Annotated in this window: 20 protein-coding genes and 1 pseudogene; 8 read left to right on the top strand and 13 right to left on the bottom strand. The window is 69.2% G+C overall.

Going from position 1 to position 21,963, the window contains the following annotated elements; genetic code table 11:
• Positions 1-44: 44 nt before the first annotated feature.
• On the top strand, positions 45-992 hold the full coding sequence (locus ABZV58_RS32880) for a LysR substrate-binding domain-containing protein (protein WP_355004088.1): 948 nt from the start codon (positions 45-47) through the stop codon (positions 990-992).
• Positions 993-1,236: 244 nt separating this feature from the next.
• Positions 1,237-1,827, top strand: a complete 591-nt coding sequence (locus ABZV58_RS32885; protein ID WP_355004089.1) for a hypothetical protein — start codon at positions 1,237-1,239, stop codon at positions 1,825-1,827.
• A gap of 120 nt (positions 1,828-1,947) precedes the next feature.
• Here the strand turns inward: ABZV58_RS32885 and ABZV58_RS32890 are convergent, their stop codons facing one another.
• The 4 genes from ABZV58_RS32890 to ABZV58_RS32905 form a co-directional block, all read right to left on the bottom strand.
• Positions 1,948-2,700: an amino acid ABC transporter ATP-binding protein gene (locus ABZV58_RS32890; protein ID WP_355004164.1), complete on the bottom strand. Its 753-nt coding sequence runs from the start codon at positions 2,698-2,700 to the stop codon at positions 1,948-1,950.
• A gap of 32 nt (positions 2,701-2,732) precedes the next feature.
• Entirely contained in the window at positions 2,733-3,692 is a 960-nt protein-coding gene (locus tag ABZV58_RS32895) for an amino acid ABC transporter permease (protein ID WP_355004090.1), read from the bottom strand.
• 3 nt (positions 3,693-3,695) lie between these two features.
• Positions 3,696-4,559 (bottom strand): ABC transporter substrate-binding protein, encoded by an 864-nt coding sequence (locus tag ABZV58_RS32900; protein WP_355004165.1) that lies wholly within the window; start codon positions 4,557-4,559, stop codon positions 3,696-3,698.
• A gap of 324 nt (positions 4,560-4,883) precedes the next feature.
• Positions 4,884-7,313 carry a nitrate reductase gene (locus tag ABZV58_RS32905; RefSeq protein WP_355004091.1) on the bottom strand — a complete coding sequence of 810 codons (2,430 nt, stop codon included), beginning with the start codon at positions 7,311-7,313 and terminating at the stop codon, positions 4,884-4,886.
• A gap of 127 nt (positions 7,314-7,440) precedes the next feature.
• On the opposite strand from ABZV58_RS32905, the gene ABZV58_RS32910 reads away from it, so the two are divergent.
• Positions 7,441-8,520, top strand: coding sequence for an NAD-dependent epimerase/dehydratase family protein (locus ABZV58_RS32910; protein WP_355004092.1), 1,080 nt, complete (start codon positions 7,441-7,443; stop codon positions 8,518-8,520).
• A 138-nt stretch (positions 8,521-8,658) separates the two neighbouring features.
• On the opposite strand, the gene ABZV58_RS32915 is transcribed toward ABZV58_RS32910, so the two are convergent.
• Positions 8,659-8,997 (bottom strand): hypothetical protein, encoded by a 339-nt coding sequence (locus tag ABZV58_RS32915; protein WP_355004093.1) that lies wholly within the window; start codon positions 8,995-8,997, stop codon positions 8,659-8,661.
• Between the two features lie 56 nt (positions 8,998-9,053).
• Positions 9,054-9,560 (bottom strand): annotated as a pseudogene (locus ABZV58_RS32920) (hypothetical protein); the annotation flags it as partial.
• A gap of 253 nt (positions 9,561-9,813) precedes the next feature.
• Between ABZV58_RS32920 and ABZV58_RS32925 the strand changes: the two are divergent.
• On the top strand, positions 9,814-10,158 hold the full coding sequence (locus ABZV58_RS32925; protein WP_355004094.1) for a hypothetical protein: 345 nt from the start codon (positions 9,814-9,816) through the stop codon (positions 10,156-10,158).
• Positions 10,159-10,173: 15 nt separating this feature from the next.
• Here the strand turns inward: ABZV58_RS32925 and ABZV58_RS32930 are convergent, their stop codons facing one another.
• The gene (locus tag ABZV58_RS32930) at positions 10,174-11,259 is read right to left on the bottom strand and encodes an isocitrate/isopropylmalate family dehydrogenase (protein ID WP_355004095.1); all 1,086 of its coding nucleotides are present in this window, start codon (positions 11,257-11,259) and stop codon (positions 10,174-10,176) included.
• A 78-nt stretch (positions 11,260-11,337) separates the two neighbouring features.
• Between ABZV58_RS32930 and ABZV58_RS32935 the strand changes: the two genes are divergently transcribed.
• The gene (locus tag ABZV58_RS32935; RefSeq protein WP_355004096.1) at positions 11,338-11,859 is read left to right on the top strand and encodes a 2'-5' RNA ligase family protein; all 522 of its coding nucleotides are present in this window, start codon (positions 11,338-11,340) and stop codon (positions 11,857-11,859) included.
• Positions 11,860-11,907: 48 nt separating this feature from the next.
• Positions 11,908-12,279, top strand: coding sequence for a thioredoxin (gene trxA / locus ABZV58_RS32940; RefSeq protein WP_355004097.1), 372 nt, complete (start codon positions 11,908-11,910; stop codon positions 12,277-12,279).
• A gap of 57 nt (positions 12,280-12,336) precedes the next feature.
• Here the strand turns inward: trxA and ABZV58_RS32945 are convergent, their stop codons facing one another.
• Positions 12,337-12,762: a 2-keto-3-deoxygluconate kinase gene (locus ABZV58_RS32945; protein ID WP_355004098.1), complete on the bottom strand. Its 426-nt coding sequence runs from the start codon at positions 12,760-12,762 to the stop codon at positions 12,337-12,339.
• Positions 12,763-13,107: 345 nt separating this feature from the next.
• Between ABZV58_RS32945 and ABZV58_RS32950 the strand changes: the two genes are divergently transcribed.
• Positions 13,108-13,410 carry a DUF6191 domain-containing protein gene (locus ABZV58_RS32950; RefSeq protein WP_355004099.1) on the top strand — a complete coding sequence of 101 codons (303 nt, stop codon included), beginning with the start codon at positions 13,108-13,110 and terminating at the stop codon, positions 13,408-13,410.
• A gap of 159 nt (positions 13,411-13,569) precedes the next feature.
• Here the strand turns inward: ABZV58_RS32950 and ABZV58_RS32955 are convergent, their stop codons facing one another.
• Positions 13,570-14,856 carry a DUF3533 domain-containing protein gene (locus tag ABZV58_RS32955; protein WP_355004100.1) on the bottom strand — a complete coding sequence of 429 codons (1,287 nt, stop codon included), beginning with the start codon at positions 14,854-14,856 and terminating at the stop codon, positions 13,570-13,572.
• 65 nt (positions 14,857-14,921) lie between these two features.
• On the opposite strand from ABZV58_RS32955, the gene ABZV58_RS32960 reads away from it, so the two are divergent.
• On the top strand, positions 14,922-15,527 hold the full coding sequence (locus ABZV58_RS32960) for a TetR/AcrR family transcriptional regulator (RefSeq protein WP_355004101.1): 606 nt from the start codon (positions 14,922-14,924) through the stop codon (positions 15,525-15,527).
• Between the two features lie 138 nt (positions 15,528-15,665).
• Here ABZV58_RS32960 and polA read toward each other — a convergent pair whose 3' ends face one another.
• The 4 genes from polA to ABZV58_RS32980 all read right to left on the bottom strand — a co-directional run bounded on the left by polA (position 15,666) and on the right by ABZV58_RS32980 (position 21,941).
• A complete protein-coding gene (gene polA, locus ABZV58_RS32965; RefSeq protein WP_355004102.1) occupies positions 15,666-18,401 on the bottom strand; it encodes a DNA polymerase I in 2,736 nt (911 codons plus the stop codon).
• 80 nt (positions 18,402-18,481) lie between these two features.
• A complete protein-coding gene (locus tag ABZV58_RS32970) occupies positions 18,482-19,471 on the bottom strand; it encodes a neutral zinc metallopeptidase (RefSeq protein ID WP_355004103.1) in 990 nt (329 codons plus the stop codon).
• An 87-nt stretch (positions 19,472-19,558) separates the two neighbouring features.
• Positions 19,559-21,229, bottom strand: a complete 1,671-nt coding sequence (locus tag ABZV58_RS32975) for a DUF885 domain-containing protein (RefSeq protein ID WP_355004104.1) — start codon at positions 21,227-21,229, stop codon at positions 19,559-19,561.
• Between the two features lie 16 nt (positions 21,230-21,245).
• Entirely contained in the window at positions 21,246-21,941 is a 696-nt protein-coding gene (locus ABZV58_RS32980; RefSeq protein WP_355004166.1) for an ABC transporter ATP-binding protein, read from the bottom strand.
• Between the last annotated feature and the right edge of the window lie 22 nt (positions 21,942-21,963).

Here is a 21,963-nt window from a genome sequence, read left to right on the forward strand (position 1 = left end):
AGAAGTACAACAGATGGTTTCTATCGTTTCTAGAATCGACAGTTATGGAACTGCGCCACCTGCGCTACTTCGTCGCCGTCGCCGAGGAAGCCAACTTCACCCGCGCCGCCGCGCGCCTGCACCTGGCTCAGCCCGGCCTGAGCGCCCAGATCCGGCAATTCGAGCGGGAGCTCGGGCAGCCGCTGCTGGACCGCGGCGGGCGCACGGTGACGCTCACCGAAGTCGGCGCGGCCGTATTGCCGCACGCCAAGGCGGCTTTGGCCGCGGCGCAGCGCATCGCCGACACGGTGGACGAGTTCACCGGCCTGTTGCGCGGTCATGTGCGCGTCGGACTCATCTCCGGCGCCGCCCCCGAGGAATTCGATGTCGCGGCCGTGCTCGCCGATTTCCATCACGACCACCCTCGGGTCGCCATCAGCCTCACCGAGGACACCTCCGAGCGCATGCTCGCCGCGCTCGGCCGCGGTGAACTGGACATCGCCCTGGTCGGCCTGAGCGGCGCGGATCTCGGCCCCGGGCTCGGCAAGCAGGTCGTGCTGGACACCGCGGTGGTCGCCGCCGTCGCCGCCGACGACCGCGACCACGGCGCGACCATCCCGCTCGCCGCGCTGCGCGACCAGCCGGTGATCTGCCTGCCCGCGGGCACCGGCGTGCGCGGCGTGTTCGAACGTGCCTGCGCCGCGGCCGGATTCGAGCCGCACGTGGCGTTCGAAGCGGCCGCGCCGCCCCTGCTGCTACGACTGGCCGCGCGCGGACTCGGCGTGGCGGTGGTGCCCGCGCTCACCGCGGCGGAGGCCGCCGCGCACGGGGTGCGGACGCTGCCGATCGTCGAGCCGGAGCTGCGCGGACGACTCGCCCTCGTCTGGCGCACCGACCATCCCGCCGCGCCCGCCACCAAAGTTCTCCTCGGTCAACTTCGCATCGCGCTCGGCGATAGTCCCGGCACCCGCCGACAACCGCGTCCGGAAAATTCGGAGAATACTGGCGAGTAATTTCCACTGAGCCGATCGCCACCTGCCCGAGTGGCGAACTCGCCGATCATCCGGCACCATCGACGGCACTGCCCGCTCCAGTCGACGCTTCCATTGACACTGGTCAACGCACTTGTCAGGGCAAGTTGAATCTCTAATTGCACGAATTACCCGTCAGTGGAAAACGAACCCGAAATTCGCGTCGAATGCGCTGATAGCCCCCTGGACACAAAGTGATTCAAAGGGGCATCATATTCCTTATCCGGTGCCGTTCGTCGGGGGAACGTCAAAGGAAATCGGCAAGGATGATTGGAGTCCAATGTTTATCAAGAAATTGGTGGCAACCGCGTTCATGGCCATCGCGGCTACCGGTATAGCCACCGCTACCGGACACGGGGAGGCAGGTCTGGCGGACGTCAGCTTCAGCGGCACGGACGGCGCTGTCGGCTACACGACGACACTGGCGGCCGATCACTCGAGCGCCTCGGTGAATCTCGCTTCCGGCAAGTTCGCCATCACGCCCGACGCGGTCACAGTTCTAGCCGATGACGGCGCGGTCGTCGGCTCCATCCCGACGACGTTCGGGCAGTTCGCCGTCTCACCCGTGGTCAACGCCGCAGGCACCCAGCTGTCGCTGACACCGATCGGCGGACCGACGACCGAGGCGGTCAACTCGCAAGACCTGCCCGGCGTGCAGCAGGCCTGGGGACCGATCTCGATCGCAGTCGGCGCAGCCATCGGCTGCGCGGTCGGCGTCGCGATCGGCATCTGGTTCTTCCTGGTCGGAGCCATCCCCGGATGCGCCATCGGCGCAGCGGTCGGCGCCACCCTCGGCTTCTTCTCACCGTTCCCGTGACAGGTAGCCGAGCGGAATAACCGATGACAACGACAAGCGGGCCGGGCGTGACGCCCGGCCCACTGCTGTCGGCACCCGGTGGAACCGCGAATGAACCCGCGGTGGAACCGCGAAAAGGACTCAGAGCAACCGCGACAGGAACGCCTTGGTCCGTTCGTGTTTCGGATCGCTGAGCACCTCGCGCGGCGCTCCCGCTTCCACCACCACGCCGCCGTCCATGAACACCAGCTGGTCGGCGACCTCCCGGGCGAAGCCCATCTCGTGCGTCACCACCACCATGGTCATGCCGCTCTCGGCCAGTTCGCGCATCACCTGCAGCACCTCGCCGACCAGCTCCGGATCCAGCGCCGAGGTCGGCTCGTCGAACAGCATCAGCTTCGGATCCATGGCCAGCGCCCTGGCGATCGCCACCCGCTGCTGCTGACCGCCGGACAGCTGGGCCGGATAGGCATTGGCCTTGTCGCCCATGCCCACCCGATCGAGCAGCTCGTGGGCGCGGGCCACGGCGTCGGCCTTGCGCACCTTCTTCACCTGCGTCGGCGCCTCGATGATGTTCTCCAGCGCCGTCCGGTGCGGGAACAGGTTGAAGTGCTGGAACACCATGCCGATGTCGCGGCGCTGTTTGGCCGCCTCGCGCGGGTGCAGTTCGTAGAGCTTGTCGCCCTTCTGCCGGTAGCCGACGAGCTCGCCGTCCACGTACAGCCTGCCCGCGTTCACCTGCTCGAGGTGGTTGATGCAGCGCAGGAAGGTGGACTTACCGGAACCGGACGGGCCGATCAGGCACAGCACCTCACCGCGCGCCACTTCCAACGAGATGCCCTTGAGCACCTGCAGCGCACCGAAGTTCTTGCAGACCCGGTCGGCGACGATCATCCGCGGGGCCGAGTCCTTGTCCATGGAGACCGTCATTTCGCCTTCACCACACTCTGCGCGTCGGCCAGTTCCTGCAACTGCTTGGCGGTCAGCTGCCGGGACGCGCCGCGCGAGTAGTACCGCTCCAGATAGAACTGGCCGACCATCAGCACGCTGGTGATGGCCAGATACCAGGTCGCGGTGACCAGCAGCAGCGGAATCGGCTGGAAGTTCACGCCGTAGATGTCGCGGGCCCGCCCGAACAGGTCGGTGCTGAGCGGGATAGCGGTCACCAGCGAAGTGGTCTTCAGCATGCCGATGAGCTCGTTGCCGGTCGGGGGGATGATCACCCGCATGGCCTGCGGCAGCACGGTGCGCCGCATGGTCTGGGTCCAGGACATGCCCAGCGCGACCGACGCCTCACGCTGACCCTCGCCAACGGAATTGATGCCCGCGCGGACGATCTCGGCCATGTAGGCGGCCTCGTTGAGACCGAGTCCGATCACCGCGAAGGTGAACGCGGCCTGCAACTCCTGCACGTCGAGTTCGAAGAACTGCGGCCCGAACGGCACGCCGAGATGGATCTGCTGATACAGCGAGGGCACCAGGCCCCAGAACACCAGCTGCACGAAGATCGGTGTGCCGCGGAAGATCCAGAGATACACCCAGGCCGTGGAGCGCAGCACCGGATTCGGCGACAGGCGCATCACCGCGAGCACCGTGCCGAGGACGATCGCGATGGCCATCGCCAGCACGGTCAGCTCGAGGGTGACGACCGCGCCCGCGACGATGCGACTGTCGAACAGGTACTTCCAGTAGGTGCCCCACTGGTAGGCGTCATTGGTGGCGGCGCCGTAGACGAACAGTCCGAGCAGCACCAGGATGACGGCGGCGGCGATCCATCGCCCCGGCCTGCGCAGCGGAACCGCTTTGATCGGTTCGGGTTCGGACGGCGCCGGGACGCCGCCGGGCCCGGGATCACCGGGCACGACGGTGGTGTCGGTGTCGGACATCCGTCAGCTCACGGCCCCGTTGATCACCGACTCGGTGATCGCGCCGTCCTGCACGCCCCAGTTCTCGGTGATCTGCTTGTACTGGCCGCTCTTGATCAGGTGGTTGACCGCGGCCTGCAGGACCTTGGCCAGCGGCGAGCCCTTCGGCACCGCCCAGCCGTAGGGGGCGGAGTCGAACACCGGGCCGGCGGTCTCGATCTTGCCGTTGCTCTGCTTGATGGCGTACGCGGTCACCGGGGAGTCGGCCGACATCGCGTCGACCTGGCCGAGCACCAGCGCGTTGGTCGCGGCGCTCTGCTCGTCGAACGGCTTGATGTCGATGGCGGGCTTGCCCTCGGCGACGCACTTGGCGCTCTTGGCGGGCACCTCGTCGGTGTGCTCGACGGTGGTGGCCTGCACCGCGACCTTCTTGCCGCAGGCGTTGTTCGGGTCGATCGGCTTACCGGTCTGCTGGGCCCACTGGATGCCCGCGCTGAAGTAGGTGGTGAAGTCGACCTGCTGCTCGCGTTCCTTCGAGTCGGTGATCGAGGACATGCCGACGTCGTAGGTACCGGCCTGGATCGCCGGAATGATCTTCTCGAAGGCCGACTCCACGTACTCCGCCTCGATACCCAGCACCGAGGTGACGGCGTCCATCAGGTCGACGTCGAAGCCGACGATCTTGCCGCTGGCGTCCTTGTACTCGTTGGGCTGGTAGGGCACGTTCACGCCGATGACCAGCTTGCCGGACTGCTTGATCTTGTCGGGCAGTTGATCGGCGATTTCGGTGACCTTGTCCACCTGCACCTTGGAGACCGCCGGTCCGGTGTCTTCGGTGTTGGTGGTACAGCCCGCGAGCACGAGTGCGGCGCCGGTGAGCGCGCACATCGCCCGCAGGGCCCGCCTGCCAGGCTTGGATCGATCAGACACAGCAGCCCTCCACATTTCGGTTACGAGAAACCCGGGTGTTACCACCCGTTTGGCAATCTAAGCGACCGAGACGTTTCGTGCTGGACAGTAATGGAATTCCACATCGGGTCGTTGCGGACTCCACCCGGTACCGGCTGCCGGTGCGCCGACCGGACACCATACTCCGGAGCCTCACAAACGGCCCGTGGGGGTAGCCACATAATTGCCCGTCCGGCGAAAGACTTATGTGCTGGTGGCTTCCGCGCGTCACATCGGCACGCGGCCGGGTATCGAAACCTTGATTCAGGAATCGAGTTCGACCGCGAAGGCCGCAGGGCCGCCCGTGGTGGCGGGAACGGAGGCGTCGACCGGGGCGGACCCGGTCGTCGTCGGCGCGGTGGACGGATCGGCGCCCGGCGCCACCCGCACCAGGTTCGCCGCCGCGGTCTTGAACAGGGGCTGTTTGGACGAGGGGTCCCAGTCGGTGGGGGTGAGTTCGTTCGCGGCCCGGTCGTGGGCGCCGTCCCCGTGATCCCAGTAGCCGTAGTGGAACGGCAGGAACAACACGCCGGGGCGGATGCGGCCGATGCGGGCGCGGGCCCGCACCGATCCACGTCGCGTCGTCACCGCCACCAGGTCGCCCTCGCCGATCCCCGCGCGTTCGGCGTCGGTGCGCGAGATCTCGACCCAGACCTCCGGCGCTGCCGCCTCCAGCTGCGGTGCGCGGGCGGTCTTCGTCCTGGTGTGGAAGTGGTACAACGTTCGCCCGGTGACCAGCGCGAACGGATGGTCCTCGGTGGGCGTCTCGCGCGCGTGCACGTAGTCGGCCGATTTGATGATCGCCTTGCCGTCCGGGTTCAGCGCCCGGTACTCGGCGGGCTCCACCGGCTTCCCGGAGAGCAGGTCCTTGCCATAGGACTCGCACTCGTCGGGCGCGCTCCAGAACCGCCCGTCGGTATAGAGCCGCTCGGTGCCGTCCGGATGCGTGCTGTCGCAGGGCCATTGGATGCCCGAGCCCGCCCGCAACCTCGCGTACGTCAGGCCGCTGTAGTCGCACGGACGTCCGGCCGTGCACGCCTTCCACGCCTCGAACGCCGACTCCGGATCGTGCCAGTGGATCAGCGGGCCGCCGTCCCGGTCGCGAAAGTCCATGCGGCGGGCGTAGTCCAGGAAGATGTCGAGATCGGACTTCGCCTCTCCCGGCGGGTCGACGGCCCGCTCCGAGAGGTGCACGGTGCGGTCGGCGTTGGTGAACGCGCCGGTCTTCTCGCCCCACGCCGCGGCGGGCAGCACCACATCGGCCATCGCCGCGGTCTCGGTCGGGAAGATGTCCTGCACCACGAGAAACAGGTCCTCGCGCGCGAGGACCGACCGGACGCGCGCCAGCTCCGGCAGCGACACCGCAGGGTTGGTGGCGCTCACCCACAGCATCCGGATATCGCCCTGCTCGGCGTACCGGATCATCCGCATGACGTGGGTCGGCGGTCCGGAGTGCGGGATCCGATCCGGATCGACCCGCCACCGCTCGGCCAGCTCGGCGACGTGCGCGTCGTTGGCCCAGTTGCGAAAGCCCGCCATGTCACCGTCGGCGCCGCATTCGCGGGTGTTCTGCGCCGTCGGCTGACCGTTCATCTGCAATACGCCGCAGCCGGGCCGCCCGAGCATCCCCCGGATCAGGTGGATGTTGTTGACCTGCACCGCCGCCGCGGTCGCCTGATGGGATTGGTAGAAACCCTGGAGCACCGTGGACAGCAGCCGCGGCGCGGTACCGAGCAGGCGGGCCGTTTCGCGGATGTGCCCGGCCGGAACACCACAGATCCGTGCCGCCCGCTCCGGGAAGCATTCGCTCACCCGGGTGCGCAATTCGTCGAAGCCGACGGTGTGCTCGCGGATGTACTCGTGATCCACCCACCCGTTGGCGATGATCTCGTGCAGCAGGGCGTTCATCAGCGCGACATTGGTGCCGGGCAGGGGCGCGAGGTGGACTGCGGCGTGCTCAGCGACCGGGGTGTAGCGCGGGTCGACGCACACGATCGCGGGCGGGTTCGGTCCGGCGAGCCGGTCGAGGATCCGCGCCCACAGCACCGTCTGCGTCTCGGCGACGTTGTGCCCGAACAGCGCGATGACGTCGGCGTGGTCGACGTCGGTGTACGAGCCGGGCTGGCCGTCGCAGCCGAAGGACTGCTTCAGCGCCTCCGCGGCCGTCGCCGTGCAGAGCCGGGTGTTCCCGTCGACGTGGTTGGTGCCGATACCCGCGTGGGCGAGCACGCTCAGCGTGTAGTACTCCTCCAGGAACAGCTGGCCGGAGGTGTAGAAGCCGATCGCCGAGGGCCCGTGCCGCTCGAGCAGGCTCTTGCTGTGCCGCACGATGCGGTCCATGGCCGTGTCCCAATCGGTCTCGACCAGTTCGCCGTCGCGGCGGACGAGCGGGCGGGTCAGGCGATCGGGCGACGCATTGGCCTGCCAGGCGAACAGATCCTTCGGTCCGAGCCTGCCGCGGTTGACCCGGTCGACCGCACGGCCGCGCACCCCGACCATCCGGCCGTCCAAGACCGCGATGTCGAGCGCGTCGCCGTTGGAGCTCATGACCGAGGCGGACGGCACCCACCGCTGCACGGCCTCGGGTTTTACGCCGTCGGCCAGATACATGTCGACCCGTTCGGGCCACTGCTGTCCGGCGGCGTAGGCGAACCTGCGCCCCCAGGGGTCGGCGATTCGATCTCGGGTCTCCATACCGCGCGCGTACCCGCCGAGGGACGCGGCACGCCTGAACTGCGGCGACATCTCGCACGGTGGTTTGAACCGACCGCCGCGTGGTACTGCGGCCCACGTCCGACATCTCCGGTGGTGAGGAGTGGCCATGCGCGTCGTCGTGGTGGGTGCTACGGGCAATATCGGCACCTCGGTGGTCTCGGCGTTGGCGGCCGAACCGGTGGTGACCTCGATCGTGGGGGTGGCGCGTCGCGCGCCGTCGACCCTGCCGTCCGGGATGGAATTCGCCGGCGCCGACGTGCGCATGGACGATCTCGGCCGGGTCTTCCGCAACGCCGACGCTGTCGTGCACATGGCGTGGCTGTTCCAGCCGACCCACCGGCCGGAGGTCACCTGGCGCGCCAACGTCATCGGGACCCAGCGGGTGCTCGCCGCCGCGGTGGCCGAAGGCGTACCCGCCGTGGTCTGCGCCTCGTCGATCGGCGCGTACTCCCCCGCGCGCGACGACGATCCGGTCGACGAGTCGTGGCCCACCGACGGCTGGCCACTCGCGGCGTACACGAGGGAGAAGGCCTACGTCGAGCGCGTGCTCGACGCGTTCGAAACCGAGCATCCCGAGACACGGGTGGTGCGCATGCGGCCGTCGTTCGTCTTCCAGCGCGCCTCGGCCAGCGAGCAGCGCCGCCTGTTCGCCGGGCCGCTGCTGCCGCACCCGCTGGTCCGCCCGGGAACTCTTCCGATCCTTCCGGTGCCGCGCGGCTTGCGCATGCAGGCGCTGCACAGCCACGACGCGGGCCGCGCCTTCGCCCGCGCCGCCGTCACCGACGCCCGCGGCGCGTTCAACATCGCCGCGGACCCGGTGCTCGACCGTGCGCGCCTCGGCGAACTCTTCGACGCAAGGACCGTGGAAGTGCCGGCGGGCACGGTCCGCGCGGCCCTCTCGACAGCATGGCGGCTGCGCCTCGCGCCCACACCGCCCGGCCTCTTCGACGCGCTGCTGCGACTGCCGATCATGGACACCGGCCGCGCGCGGACCGAACTGGACTGGACACCGCGCCACACCGCCGTCGAAACGCTGCGCGAGGTGCTGGACGGGTTCCGCGCCAACGCGGGCGGCGACACTCCCCCGCTCGCGTCGGACGCGGGCGGACGGTTCCGCATCAAGGAATTCGCGTCGGGAGTGGGCGGTCGCGATCCGGTCGACGTGTGGGGCGTGCCCGCGCACTAGGAATCAACGCCGTCTCGCGATCGCGCGACGTGGCAGGCGACCAGCGACCAGCGAGCCTCGATCTCGCAGGTTCATGCAATCAGGAACGCAGCGTCGTCACGAAAGCAGCGCACGCGATCCCCCGCCAGCAAATCGTCGTCAGCGATGCCCGGCCAACGTGGTGATCACCGGATCGGGCTCGGGCTCCTGGGCCAGGGCGAACGGCGTGAGCGGCAGGATGTCGTCGGTGTCGACCAGCGTCGCGATATGTTGCAGCACAACGCCTTCGCGCAGCGCCCACGGGCTCACCTCGAGGCGTTCGATGTTCAGCGCCGCCATCGTGGCTTCGGCGACCATGGCCCCCGCGAGGATCTGGCGGGCCCGCGGCTGGGAGACGCCGCGCAGCTGGGCGCGTTGGCGCGCGGAGAGCTTCGCGAGGCGGCGCGTGATCCGGCGGGCTTGGGCCTGGCGCAGCTCGCGGGTGGCGAACGGCGACACTCCTCGATGTGTTCGCGCAACAGGCCGACCTCGTGTAGATCGGGCGGATCGCCGCGCAGGTACGCGCGGGTCAGTCGTCCGGCGCCGAGCGGTAGCGAGAGCGCGAGCTCCGGTTCGTCGTCGCGGCCGAGGGCCAGTTCCATCGAGCCGCCGCCGATGTCGAGCACCAGCAGCGGCCCGGCCCGCCACCCGTACCACCGGCGCACCGCCAGATAGGTCAGCCGCGCTTCCTGGGCGCCGGTGAGAAACTGCGGGCGGATACCCGCGGCCCGCTCGACGCCGTCGAGCACCGACTCCCGGTTCGGCGCGTCCCGGATCGCGGCGGTGACGAACGCGTAGAAACTCTCGATCTCGTAGCGCCGCGCCGCCTGCAGGATTCGGGACACCGCGGTCGCGGTCCGCTCGATCCCGGCGTCGCCGATCTCCCCGTCCGCGTCGATGTCCTCCGCCAGCACCACCGGTTCCTTCAGCGCCCGGATCGGCAGGGGCGGCGCGCCGGGCGACGCGTCCACGACCAGAAATTGCGCCGAGTTCGACCCCAGATCCAGAACACCGAGCCTCACCCGGAGGCACTACCCGGTCCCCGCTCGTTTACACCGCTTCCGACCGGCGCGCATGCGCCGACACAGGGCGCAGCCACCGCTACCCACGGCGCGCGACACCCTCGACGACCAGCTCTCCCTCGGCCCGCTGTGGCGCGGCGGCAGCGAAACAACGCGGGCACGCCGGTGGGCGCCACGCGCGAGCGCGGGTTGCCCGCGGTGGCGTCGCATGCGACGCGCCGGAGATGTCCGGTTTTCCCTCTACACTGGGCGCGTGCGTGTTCGACGGCTGATCGCCCTGTCCTTCGTGGCCCTGCTCGCCCCACTCGGCGCTGCCGCCTGCACCGTGGAGGGGCCCGGCACCAAGTCCGAGTGCAATGTCGGCGGGTGCACCGTGACCTTCACCCGCGGCGTGGACGCCAAAGCCAATATCCTCGGCATCGACGCGGAACTCGTCGCGGTGAACGGCAACACGGTCACCCTGAAGATCGGCGGCCAGCAGGTCGACGTCCCGGTCGGTGAGACCCAGCCCGCCGAAGGCATGAACGTCACGGTCCAAGAGGTGACCGACGAGAAGGTGGTCGTCAAGATCGCCTCGGGGCTGAACAGCGGCAACTGAGGCCGCCCGCCGGGTTCAGCGGCGGTGCACCCGCGCGCACACCTGCTCGGTGAACTCCGCCGTCGAGGCCTGACCACCCAGATCCGCGGTCGCGATGCCCGCCGCGAAGGTGGCGGCGACCGCCCGTTCGATGCGGTCGGCGGCGTCGCTCGCCGCAGCGTCCGCGTCGCGAGTTCCCAACCAGCGCAGCAACATCGCCGCGGACAGCTGTAGCGCCACCGGGTTGGCGCGGTTGTGTCCGGCCAGCGTCGGCGCGGCGCCGTGCACCGCCTGCGCCATCGCGCGGGTGGCCGAACAATTCAGCGAGGCGGCCATGCCGAGCGAACCGCTCAGCTCGCCCGCCAGATCGGACAGGATGTCGCCGAACAGATTCTCCGTGACGAGCACGTCGAAATCGCCCGCGGCGCGGACCAGATGCGCGGCCGTGGCGTCCACGTGCTCGTCGTCCACCTCGACGCCGGGGTAGGCGCGCGCCACCTCGTAGCAGACGTCGCGGAACAGTCCCATGGTCATCGGCAGCACGTTCGCCTTGTGCACGATGGTCACCCGCTTGCGGCGGGCCGAGGCCAGCCGGAAGGCCTCGTGCGCGATCAGCTCGCAGGCCCGCCGGGTCACCACGCCGACGGCCATGGCCATGTCGCGGGTCGGCTGGAACTCGCCCGACCCGGCGAACATATTGCGGTCGGCGTAGAACCCCTCGCTGTTCTCGCGCACGATCACCAGGTCGATATCCGGCGCCGCCGACCGCACACCGGGAAAGGCGCGGGCCGGGCGGATGTTGGCGAACAGGCCGAACTGCTTGCGGATCGCGCCGCCCGGCGCCACCGCGCCGCGATGCTCGGCCGGATAGGACGCGTTGTCGTGCGGTCCGAGGACCCACGCGTCGAGTTCCTCGAGCCCGCGCAGCGTGTGTTCCGGCAGCGCGGCGCCGAACTCCTCGATGGCGCGGTGACCCATCGGCAACTCCACCCACTCCACCGCAGGCGCGCCGGCCGCCGCCAGCGCCTCGTCCACGACCACCCTGGTCGCGCGCACCACCTCGGGACCGATCCCGTCGCCCTCGATCAATCCCAGTCGCACCGCTGTCCTCGCTAGCTTCACCGGGCAATCCTCTCGCCGACGCCTCGCCGCACCGGAACCGGCCCGCGGCACCGGCCGCGCGGCTACGTTGGAAAGATCATGGTGCAGTCGGTCGAATTGCTGGTGGACGACGCGGCCGAGGCGGAGATTCGGCGGCAGTGGGCGCTGCTCGCGGAGGCCGGACTGCCGAGTGTCACGGCGAAGGCGATCGAGACCCATCGCCCGCACATCACGATCGCCGTGGCCAGACAGATCTGGCCGCGCATCGACCACGCACTCGACCAGCTGATCTTCCGGCCATTCCCGGTACGGCTCGGCGGGGTGCTGGTGTTCGGGGCGCGGCACCCGATTCTCGTTCGGCTGGTGGTTCCCTCCGAGCAACTGCTCACGCTGCAAAGGCGGGTCTACGACGTCGTGTCGCCGTGTCCCGGCGCGCCCGCGAACCTGCGTCCGGACGCGTGGACGCCGCATATCACGCTGGCCAGGCGGGTATCGGTCCGGCAGCTCGGCACCGCGGTACACGCCGTAGCCGCCGACCGTGATTTCCCCGCGACCATCGTGGGTATCCGGCGATGGGACGGCGACCAACGGCGGGAGTGGCCGGTGGCCCGTGGAAGATAAGAGACGAGCCCGGCGTTACAGCTGGCAACATTCGAACGAGAGGACGTCATGGCCACCCAGACGCTGACCCAGCAGAACTTCGATGAGGTAGTCACCGGAAACGACGTGGTACTCGTCGATTTCTGGGCCGAGTGGTGCGGTCCGTGCAAGAGCTTCGCGCCGACTTTCGAGGCCTCCTCGACCAAGCACCCGGACGTCGTCCACGGCAAGGTCGACACCGAATCCGAGCAGGGTCTCGCGGCCGCCGCGAACATCCGCTCCATTCCGACCATCATGGCGTTCCGCGAGGGTGTGCTGGTGTTCGCGCAGCCGGGCGCGCTGCCCCCGGCCGCGCTCGAGGATCTGGTCACCCAGGTGAAGGCCCTCGACATGGACGAGGTCCGCAAGCAGCTCGCCGAGCAGCAGTCCGCTTCCGAATAGGCCGAGCCGACGGATCGGGCCGGGCACCCCCAGCGGGGCGCCCGGCCCGTCGTGCTTTCAGGAACCGAGTCGGTTGATACCGGAAATCATCGCGCGGACAATGGATTCGGCGCCGTCGCCGGCGACCGCCGCGCCCCACCCGCGCTTGCCGTCGAGTTCGCACCGGACGAAGGTCGCGGTGCCGCCCGCGGTGCGGCGCTGGTGGAACTGCAAGATCTCCACGGGGTAGCCCTCCTCGTAGAGAGCCGAGGTGAGGGCGGCGACCGGGCTGCCGGTGGTGGCCACCGTGCGCAGGTGGTCGGCGAACTCGAGCGTCGCGGTGCACTCCGCGTTGCGGTGACCGCCGGCGAATTCACTGAGCCGGACCGGACCGGTGTGCCCGCAGTAGCGGTCGTAGAACTCCGTCGGCGTCATCCCGGCGGCTTCCGCCCGCAGCCCCTTGGGCGCGGCGGCGATGAAAGTCTGCGTATCAAGAGTGAGCATGGTCATTGTGAGGTAGGTCTTCCCGAAGAATGAATGTCGGCGGAGGGGACCAGCGTCAACACATCAATAGCCCGCAGCGAGGGGGCCGGTCCGAATCAGACCCCGCTACGGCGGGTTACTACGAGAAGTCGCGCGTGCGCCACCACCGCGGTAAGCGGAATTAGCGCAACGCGGTCGCGGTCTGCGACTCGGAGCGCTGCGCTGTGGCGGTCGGCGGGATTCGGCACGGCATCGAGGATAGGCACTGCGAAGCCCGATAGCAACCTTTTCGTACCCCCCGTTTCCTCTACTCACGAGTATCATCACCGCAGCTCACACGGCACGCGGCGCGGGTACCTTTGTGGCATGGGTCTCGTCGCCATGACCATCCCCGGTCTCGCCATCCTGCTCGTCGCGCTCGCCTGCACCGAGGTCCTCTGGAATCGCCTCACCGGCAGCCGTCTGCTTCCCTGGACCAAACGCCGCACCGGCCACCCGCTTTCCGCCACCGGCTTCGAAGAGGTGACCGCGGTCTTCCAAGGCTCCAAGCACTACGAGTTCGAACAGCGCCAGACCACCCTCATGCACCGCGAGACCATGTCCGATGGCGCGCCGCCTCGCGACGAGGTGGATCTGAGCACCGGCGCGGCGCGATTGGTCCGCCGGTAGTCGTAGCGCGTCCTCGGCACGCTGGCCCATGGGAACATCCTTCAGCCACGCCTACAAGGGACGCTGGCATGCACCAAGTACGCACCGGCACAGCGTGATTCGTCGTAGAGAGCGGCCGCGGACAGTTCGAGATCCGCGGCCGCTCTCGCCCGGTAGGACTCACACCGCCGTGACGGGGATCGCGACCGGCGCCGGATCCGATGCGGCGGCGCGGTCCAGGCCGCGGCGATCGTAGAGGTGGGTGGCGAGGACGCCGAGGACGAGGCCGATGACCAATCCGAGCACGGTCATCCAAAGGCCTTGGCCGAGACCGGCTTCGGCATGCGCATCGAAGAAGAGGATCGCGCGCACGGCCAGGTAGATCTGGTGCATGGGTTCGAAGGCGGCCAGATTCGAGATGTAGGACGGCGTGGCCTCCAGCGGGACGGTGGCGGCCGAGGAGGGCAGTCCGAGCACCACGAACAGGACCAGGTTCACCAGCAGGCCCGCGGTACCGAAGGCCGCGAGCACCGCGAGCGCGGTGACGCCGACGGCGATGATGGCCAGGGTGCCGTACAGCCACAGCAGCGGCCCGTTGCCGAGTGGGACGCCCACTACCGTTGCGACGCCGAGGAATACCGCCGACAGAATGGGCGCCGCGGTGGCGATGACGCCCCACTTGACCAGCAGGGTGCGCAGCCGTGAGACGCCGGTGGCGGGCGGATGCACGAACCAGGGGCCGAACTCGGTCGGCGTGAAGCCGAGCACCGAATCGACGAGCGTGTGAATGATCATGGCGCCGGTGAATCCGGCGAGCAGCAGGATCAGTGTGTAGAAGAACGCGACCAGACCCTGCCCGGCGCCGTCGTCCATTGGCCGGTAGGGAGCCGTGATCACGTGCACCGGATCGGAGAGCGAAAGCCTTGCCGCGCCGCTCATCTCGACGGGGGTTCCGTTCGCGAGCGCGGCGTTCACCTGGTCGGTGAGGTTCTTGCCGACGGTCTCGTTCACCCTGACCAGCGCGCGGTCGGCGATCCGCTGCATGATGCCGGTCGTGTAGGGCCCGACGCGGGGATTGGTCTGCACGGTGATGACCGGTCGCTCGATCTCGCCAGGTACCACCGCGCCAGCGCCGAGAATGGCGAGTCGCTTGGTGAAGTCCGAGGGGATGACGATGGCGCCGTACACCTCGGCGTTCTGCAGCTGGTTGCGCGCCTCGGCGATGCCGACGACGCGCAGATCGACCGTCTCCGAGGGGATCTCGGCAACCAGTCCGTCGGTGACCTGGGCGCCGAAGTTCGCGGGCTTGCCGTCGATCGTGTCTCCGACGTCCTGGTTCACCAGCGCGACGGGAAAGTCGTGCAGGTTCGTCTCGGTATTGCTGGCGTAGCCGAGGTACATGGTGGCGAGCAACGCCGCGAACACCATCAACACGGCGATCGGGGCGGTGAAGGTCCGAACCGTCATACCGGAAAATGTAGGCAGTGCCTACAAAGTAGTCAACGACTACATGTTGTTATCCTGCATACACCATGTCGATCACCCGAGGCCGCGCCTATCACCACGGCGACCTGCGCGCCGAGCTGCTCCAGCGCGCCGAGGCCACGCTGCGGGAATCCGGTGTCGACGGCTTGTCCCTGCGACAGCTTGCCCGCGACGTCGGGGTCAGCCACGCGGCACCGACCCGGCATTTCAAGGACAAGCAGGCGTTGCTCGACGCCCTCGCGGTGTCCGGGTTTCAGCAGCTGGGCGCCGCGCTCGAGCGGACCGCGCCGAGCGACTCCTTCGGCGGACGCATCCGCGAGATGGCGCGAACCTACCTGCGCTTCGCGACGGAGAACTCGGCGCTGCTCGCGCTGATGTTCGCGCGCAGGCACAGCCCGGCCGCGGGCGACGCGATGTCAGAGGCCGTCGACCGCGCCTTCGCGGCGCCGGTCGCGCTGATCGCGGACGCGCAGGCGCGCGGGGAGGTCACCGTGGGCGAACCACGGCGCATCGCCCTTTCGGCTGTCGCCGCACTCCAGGGCCTGGCCACCTTCGTCAGTTCCGGCGTGATCGCCGGCGAAGCCGCCGACGAGCTCCTGGACGAGATGACCACCCACATGATGGACGGCCTGCGCCCACGCCGGCAAACCTAGACCCGACCCTGACATACCCCCCGCCCCGAGCCCCCGCGCGGGGCACGTACGCGAATCCCGCCTTCCCACACATCCCGCACACGCCGCACAGAGGCAGCGCTGTTGTGAGGCGTACGCCCGATGTGTGGGACCGGACGCTCAGTGCGCGGCGGAATCCCAGCTTCGCCCCGTGCCGACCGACACGTCCAGCGGCACGGACAGGTCGATCGCGGCCGACATCTGTTCGCACGCGAGCTGTTCCAGTGTTTCCCGCTCGCCCTCGGCGACCTCGAAGACGAGTTCGTCGTGGATCTGCAGCAGCATCCGCGAGCGCAAGTCCGCCTCGCGAATCGCCTTGTGCACGTTGATCATCGCGACCTTGATGATGTCGGCGGCGGTGCCCTGGATGGGCGCGTTGAGCGCCATCCGCTCGGCGGCCTCGCGGCGCTGCCGGTTGCTGGAATCCAGGTCGGGCAGGTAGCGGCGGCGGCCGAACAGCGTCTCGGTGTAGCCGACCTTGCGCGCCTGCTCGACCACCTCGTACAGGTAGTCGCGGATGCGGCCGAAGCGGGAGAAGTAGATGTCCATCTGCTCCTTGGCCTCGGTGGTGCTGATCTTCAGCTGCGCCGAGAGGCCGTAGGAGCTCAGGCCGTAGGCCAGGCCGTACGACATCGCCTTGATCCGCCTGCGCAGTTCCGGGCTCACCTCGGAGATCGGGATGTCGAAGGCCTTGGACGCGACGAAGCTGTGCAGGTCCTCGCCGGAATTGAACGCCTCGATCAGACCTTCGTCGCCGGACAGGTGCGCCATGATCCGCATCTCGATCTGGCTGTAGTCGGCGGTCATCAGTTCCGCGTACCCGGCGCCGACGACGAACGTATCGCGGATCATGCGTCCGGTGTCGGTACGGATGGGAATGTTCTGCAGGTTCGGCTCGGTCGAGGAGAGCCGTCCGGTGGCCGCGATCGTCTGGTTGAACGTGGTGTGGATGCGGCCGTCCTCGGCGACGGACTTCAGCAGGCCGTCCACCGTCACCTTGAGCCGGGTCGCGTCGCGGTGCGCGAGCAGGTGCTCGAGGAACGGGTGCTGGGTCTTCTCGAACAGCGATTCCAGCGCGTCGGCGTCGGTGGTGTAGCCGGTCTTGGTGCGCTTGGTCTTCGGCATGTCGAGCTCGTCGAACAGCACCACCTGCAGCTGCTTGGGCGAGCCGAGGTTGATCTGCTTGCCGATCACGCCGTAGGCCGCCTCGGCCGCCTCGCTCACTTTGTCGGCGAACTGGCGTTGCAGCGACTCCAACTGCGGGACGTCGACCGCGATGCCCGCGTCCTCCAGGGTGGACAGCACGCCGAGCAGCGGCAGTTCCATGTCGGTGAGCAGCGCGGTGGACTCGATCTGCTCGAGTTCCTCGTCCAGCGCGGCGGCCAGGTCGAGCACCGCGCGGGCGCGCAGCATCTCGGCCTGGGCCAGCTCCGCGTCGACGGTGTCCTCGTCGTCGAGCAGCGAGAGCTGGGGCGCCACGTCGGTCTCGGCGCGCAGCTCGCGGCGCAGGTAGCGCAGCGAGAGGTCGTCGAGATTGAAACTGCGCTGGCCGGGCCGGACCAGATAGGCCGCGAGCGCGGTGTCGCTGGTCAGCCCCGCGATGCGCCAGCCGCGGCCGCGCAGCGCGTGCCCGGCCGACTTGGCCTCGTGCAGCGCCTTGAACACCGCGGCGTCGGCGAGCCAGGCGCCGAGCGCCGCCTCGTCCTCCGGGGCGAGCACGGTGACGTCGATGTAGCCGCTCTCACCGTCGGCGGCCGCGATCGCGATCGCCTTCACGTCGCCGTTACCCGGCGAGCCCGTGCCGACCACCGAGACACCGTGGCGGACACCGGCTTTCGCGTGCGCGGCGAGCCACTCGGCGACCGCGCCGACGGCGAGCGCGCCCCCGGAGATCTCGAAACCGGACTCGGCCTCCGGCTCCGGCGGCGCCAGGGTCTCGAACAGCCGGTCGCGCAGCACCCGGAATTCGAGATCGTCGAAGAGCTGGTGGATCTGCTCGCGGTTCCACGGCGCCTGCGCCAACTGATCAGGGGTGTAGGGCAGCGGCACATCCTTGACCATCTCGGTGAGCTGCCGGTTGAGCACCACGCTGCTGAGGTTGGCCCGCAGCGCGTCGCCGACCTTGCCCTTCACCTGGTCCACCTTCTCCACCAGGGTGGCCAGATCGCCGTACTCGCGGATCCACTTGGCGGCGGTCTTCTCCCCCACGCCGGGGATGCCGGGCAGGTTGTCGCTCGGGTCGCCGCGCAGCGCCGCGTAGTCCGGGTACTGGTTCGGGGTGAGGCCGTACTTGGCCATCACCTCGTCGGGCGTGAACCTGGTCAGGTCGCTGACGCCCTTACGCGGGTACAGCACCGTGACCTCGTCGTTGACCAGCTGGATCGAATCGCGGTCGCCGGTGACGATCAGGATGCGGAAGCCCTCTGCCTGCGCCTGGGTGGTGATGGTCGCGATCACGTCGTCGGCCTCGAAACCGTCGATCGCCATCACCGGGATGCCGAGCGCGCCGAGCACGTCCTTGGTGAGCTCCACCTGGCCGCGGAACTCGTCCGGCGTCTGGCTGCGGTTGGCCTTGTACTCCGGGTACGCCTCGGTGCGGAAGGTCTTGCGCGACACGTCGAAGGCCGCCGCGACGTGGGTCGGCTTCTCGTCGCGCAGCAGGTTGATGAGCATCGCCGTGAACCCGTACACCGCGTTCGTGGTCTGTCCGGTGACCGTCTTGAAGTTCTCCGCGGGTAGCGCGAAGAACGCGCGGTAGGCGAGCGAATGCCCGTCCAGCAACAGCAGTGTCGGCCGGTCGCCGGAAGCGGTGGCGGTCGCGGAAGCGGGACGCGAGGCAGTCGAAGGTGAGCTCACGCCCCAGAGTCTAGGGACCGGCACCGACAAGCCGATACGCCGATACCGGGACTCGCGCCGAACCGGCTCGGGAGGCGGCTCTACTCGACGTTCTCCTGGTCGGCGTACCAGGTGTTGCACTCCCAGGTGTCGCCCTTGTCGGAGCCCCACTTCCACCAGCCCCACACGTTGTGGTCCGCGCCGTGCAGGCGGGGTGCGCCGGGCCGGTCGGCCACGGCGCGCGCCCGGTCGGCGGCCTCGTCCCAGGTCCGCTGGTCGATGTCGCCGCGACTGTGGTTGATGCCGAAGAACATGCCCGCGAAACAACCGGCCTGCAGCTCGAGCCGTCTGCTCTGTTCCTGGCCAGCCGCGGTCTGCCAGCCCACTTGGGTGCGGCGCTCGGTGTAGGCGCGCAGCACTCCGACCACGTGCTGGATGTGGTGACCGTATTCCTGGGCGAGCAGCGCCAGTTGCGCGCCGCGGCGCGAATCGGCGGTGACGTCCCGTGCGGCGGCGTACGGGATGACGATCGTCTCGTCCGACTCGCAGTACGACGCGGGTCGTCCGTCCTGCGGGCAGGCGCTGCGCACCGCGTCGGCCGCGGCGGGCGCGTCCAGTCGAGGTGGCCGGAACGGCAGGCCGGCGCCGCGCAACGTCGGCTCCCACGCCGCGTTGAGACAGCCGAGCGCGGCGCGATAGAACACCCGCGCGGCCTCGGGTTCGTCGCGCCATTCGGGCAACTCGCAGTCGACCCGGCCCAACCCGATGTGCTGGGCGAACAGCGGATGGTCCCGCAGCGCGTACACCGGGCGGGCCGACGAGGCGTGCGGCGATCCGGCCAGCGGAAGCCCGGCCAGCGGCGCGGGCGCGATCGGCGGGGCGGCGTCGCGCGCGGGATCGGTCGCGTTGCCGACCGATCCGGCGAATCCGGGTCCGGTCGCGGCCGTGAGTCCTCCGGTCCGGAGGGCGCCCGCGTCCGCGGGCGGCCCGCTCAGCGCGGCGATGCTCGCCGCCGCGCCCAGCGCCACCGCACCGCAGAGCAGCGCGATGAGGATTCGTCTTCGGACGTGGGTTGCCAACAGCCGGTTCATCGTCCCCCCTGACCGTGCTTCGTCAACGCACCTTCATGGAACCCGACGCGGCGTCCGCCCGCAACTCGGCCGTTCGAAGCGCGGACCTCACAGGGTGGCGACCAACTCCCTGAGCACCGGCAGGCTCACCGTGCCCGAGCCGAGCACGACATCGTGGAAAGCCTTGATGTCGAAGCGCTCCCCCAGCCGCTCGGTGGCCAGCGCTCGCTGCTTCCGAATCTCCAGCTGCCCCACCTTGTAGGACACCGCCTGCCCGGGAATCGCGATGTAGCGGTCGATCTCGACGGTGATCTCGGTCAGCCCGACCGGCGCGTTGGCCACCATGAAGTCGATGGCCTGCTGCCTGCTCCACCCCTTCGCGTGGATGCCGGTGTCCACCACCAGGCGGCAGGAGCGCCAGGAATCGCCCGCGAGCATGCCGAGCCGGTCGAGATCGTCGGCGTACAAACCCATCTCGTCGGCCAGCCGCTCGGTGTAGAGCGCCCAGCCCTCCACGAAGGCGGTGTTGGCGAAGGACTGGCGCTGGAAGCGCGGCAAGTGCTCGAGCTCGTTGGCGATGGTGAGTTGCAGATGGTGGCCGGGGATCGCCTCGTGGAAGGCCACGGCCGCGGTCTCGAACCGACCGCGGCCCTGCGGCTCGTACTGATTCACGAAATACGTTCCCGGACGGGAGCCGTCGGCGGCGGGCGGGAAGTAGTAGGCCGTCGGGGCGTCGGCGGCCAGGAAGTCCGGCACCGGCACGATGTCGCAGGTTTCCCTGGGCAACCTGCCGAACCAGTTCCCCATCTCGGCCGTCGCGGCGTCGAGGCAGCGTTTGGCGTCGACCATGATCTGCTCGCCGTCGCGATAACACAGCTCGGGATCGTCGCGCAGCTTGCCGAAGATCTCCGCGAGATCCGACGTGCCCCACAGCCGAGTGCCGATCCGCGCGTATTCCTCACGCAGCAAAGCCAACTCGGAAAGCCCCAGCTCGTGGATCTCCTCCGCGCCCAGATCGGGCAGGGTGGTGTGGTGGCGCAGCAGGCTGCGGTAGATCTCGGCGCCGTCGTCGCCGAGCCAGCACAGACCGCTGCGCTCGTCGGGCCTGCCCGCGGGCAGCAGTTCGTCGGCGAGCGCGCCGCGGTACCGCTGGAACGCGGGACGGATCACGTCCGCCGCGACCCGCGCCAGCTCGGCGCGCCATTCGGCCTCGCCGTCCCAGTCCTGCGGTCCGGCGAAGGTGACGAACGGATCGGTCGACGGGTCCGAGGCCAGATACCCGTCGAGCTGGTTGAGCGAACGCTCGATGGTGATCCGAGCCGGGGCGCGGCCCGCAGCGAGACCGTCGCGGAAACGGTCCACCGCCGTGCTGAGCATGTCGCCGAGCTGTTCGTGCCGCCGCACCAGGGCCCGCGCGTGCTCGGGCCGCGGCGCGTTCATCTGCGGCGCCGCGGTGAGCAGCGCCGCGTGGACGCCGTCCATCTGATCGGAGGCCATTTCCAGCGGCCGCCAGGCCAAATGGTCCACCGCCGTGGCCAATTCCGCGCGCAGCAGGGCGCGGGTCACCCGATCGGCGGGCGAGAGACGGGCCGGGTCGAGCGCGTCGACCCGGCCGAGCAGATCGCGCGAGGACTCGAGCCGACGCTGTTCGGCGTCGAGCGAGAGATCCTCGATGCGATCGTCGAAGCGGTGGTCGCCGAGCAGGGTTGCCAGGCTCGGCGACGCCGCCAACGTCTCGTCCCAGTACCGGTCCGCCAGTTCGAGCAGCTCCTCGTCCATGCTGGCGAGGCTACTCTCACCCCACGCCGAGGTAGGCCGACTTCACCGCGGGATCGGTGAGCAGCTGGCTGCCGCTACCGGTCTTGGTGACGCCGCCGGTCTCCAGGATGTAGGCGCGGTCGCTGCGGGCCAGCGCCTGCTGGGCGTTCTGCTCGACGAGCAGCACCGTGGTGCCTTGCCGGTTGATCTCCCCGATGATGCGGAAGATCTGCTGGATCACCATGGGCGCCAAGCCCATCGACGGCTCGTCGAGCAGCAGCAGGCGCGGGCGCGCCATCAGCGAGCGGCCGATGGCGAGCATCTGCTGTTCGCCGCCGGAGAGTGTGCCGCCGACCTGTTTGCGCCGCTCCAGCAGCCGGGGGAACAGCTCGAACACCCAGTCCAACGTTCGCTGGTACTCGGCCTTCTGCGCGAAAGTCCGCCCGTAGCAGCCCATGTCGAGGTTTTCCTGCACCGTCATGCCGGGGAACACGCCCCGGCCTTCCGGCGCCTGGATCAACCCGCCGACGACCCGTTCGTGCGCCTTCATCGTGGTGATGTCGCGGCCCTCGAACTTGATCCGCCCGCGCGCCAGCGGCAGCAGCCCGGACAGCGCGCGCATGGTGGTGGTCTTGCCCGCGCCGTTCGCGCCGAGCAGGGTGACCAGCTCGCCCTCCGCGACCCGCAGCGAAACACCGTGCAATGCCTGGATTCTGCCGTAGTTGACGACCATGTCGTCGACCTCGAGCAGCGCG

This window comes from Nocardia sp. NPDC004654, from assembly GCF_040609595.1.
In the GTDB taxonomy this organism is placed as follows: Bacteria; Actinomycetota; Actinomycetes; order Mycobacteriales; family Mycobacteriaceae; genus Nocardia.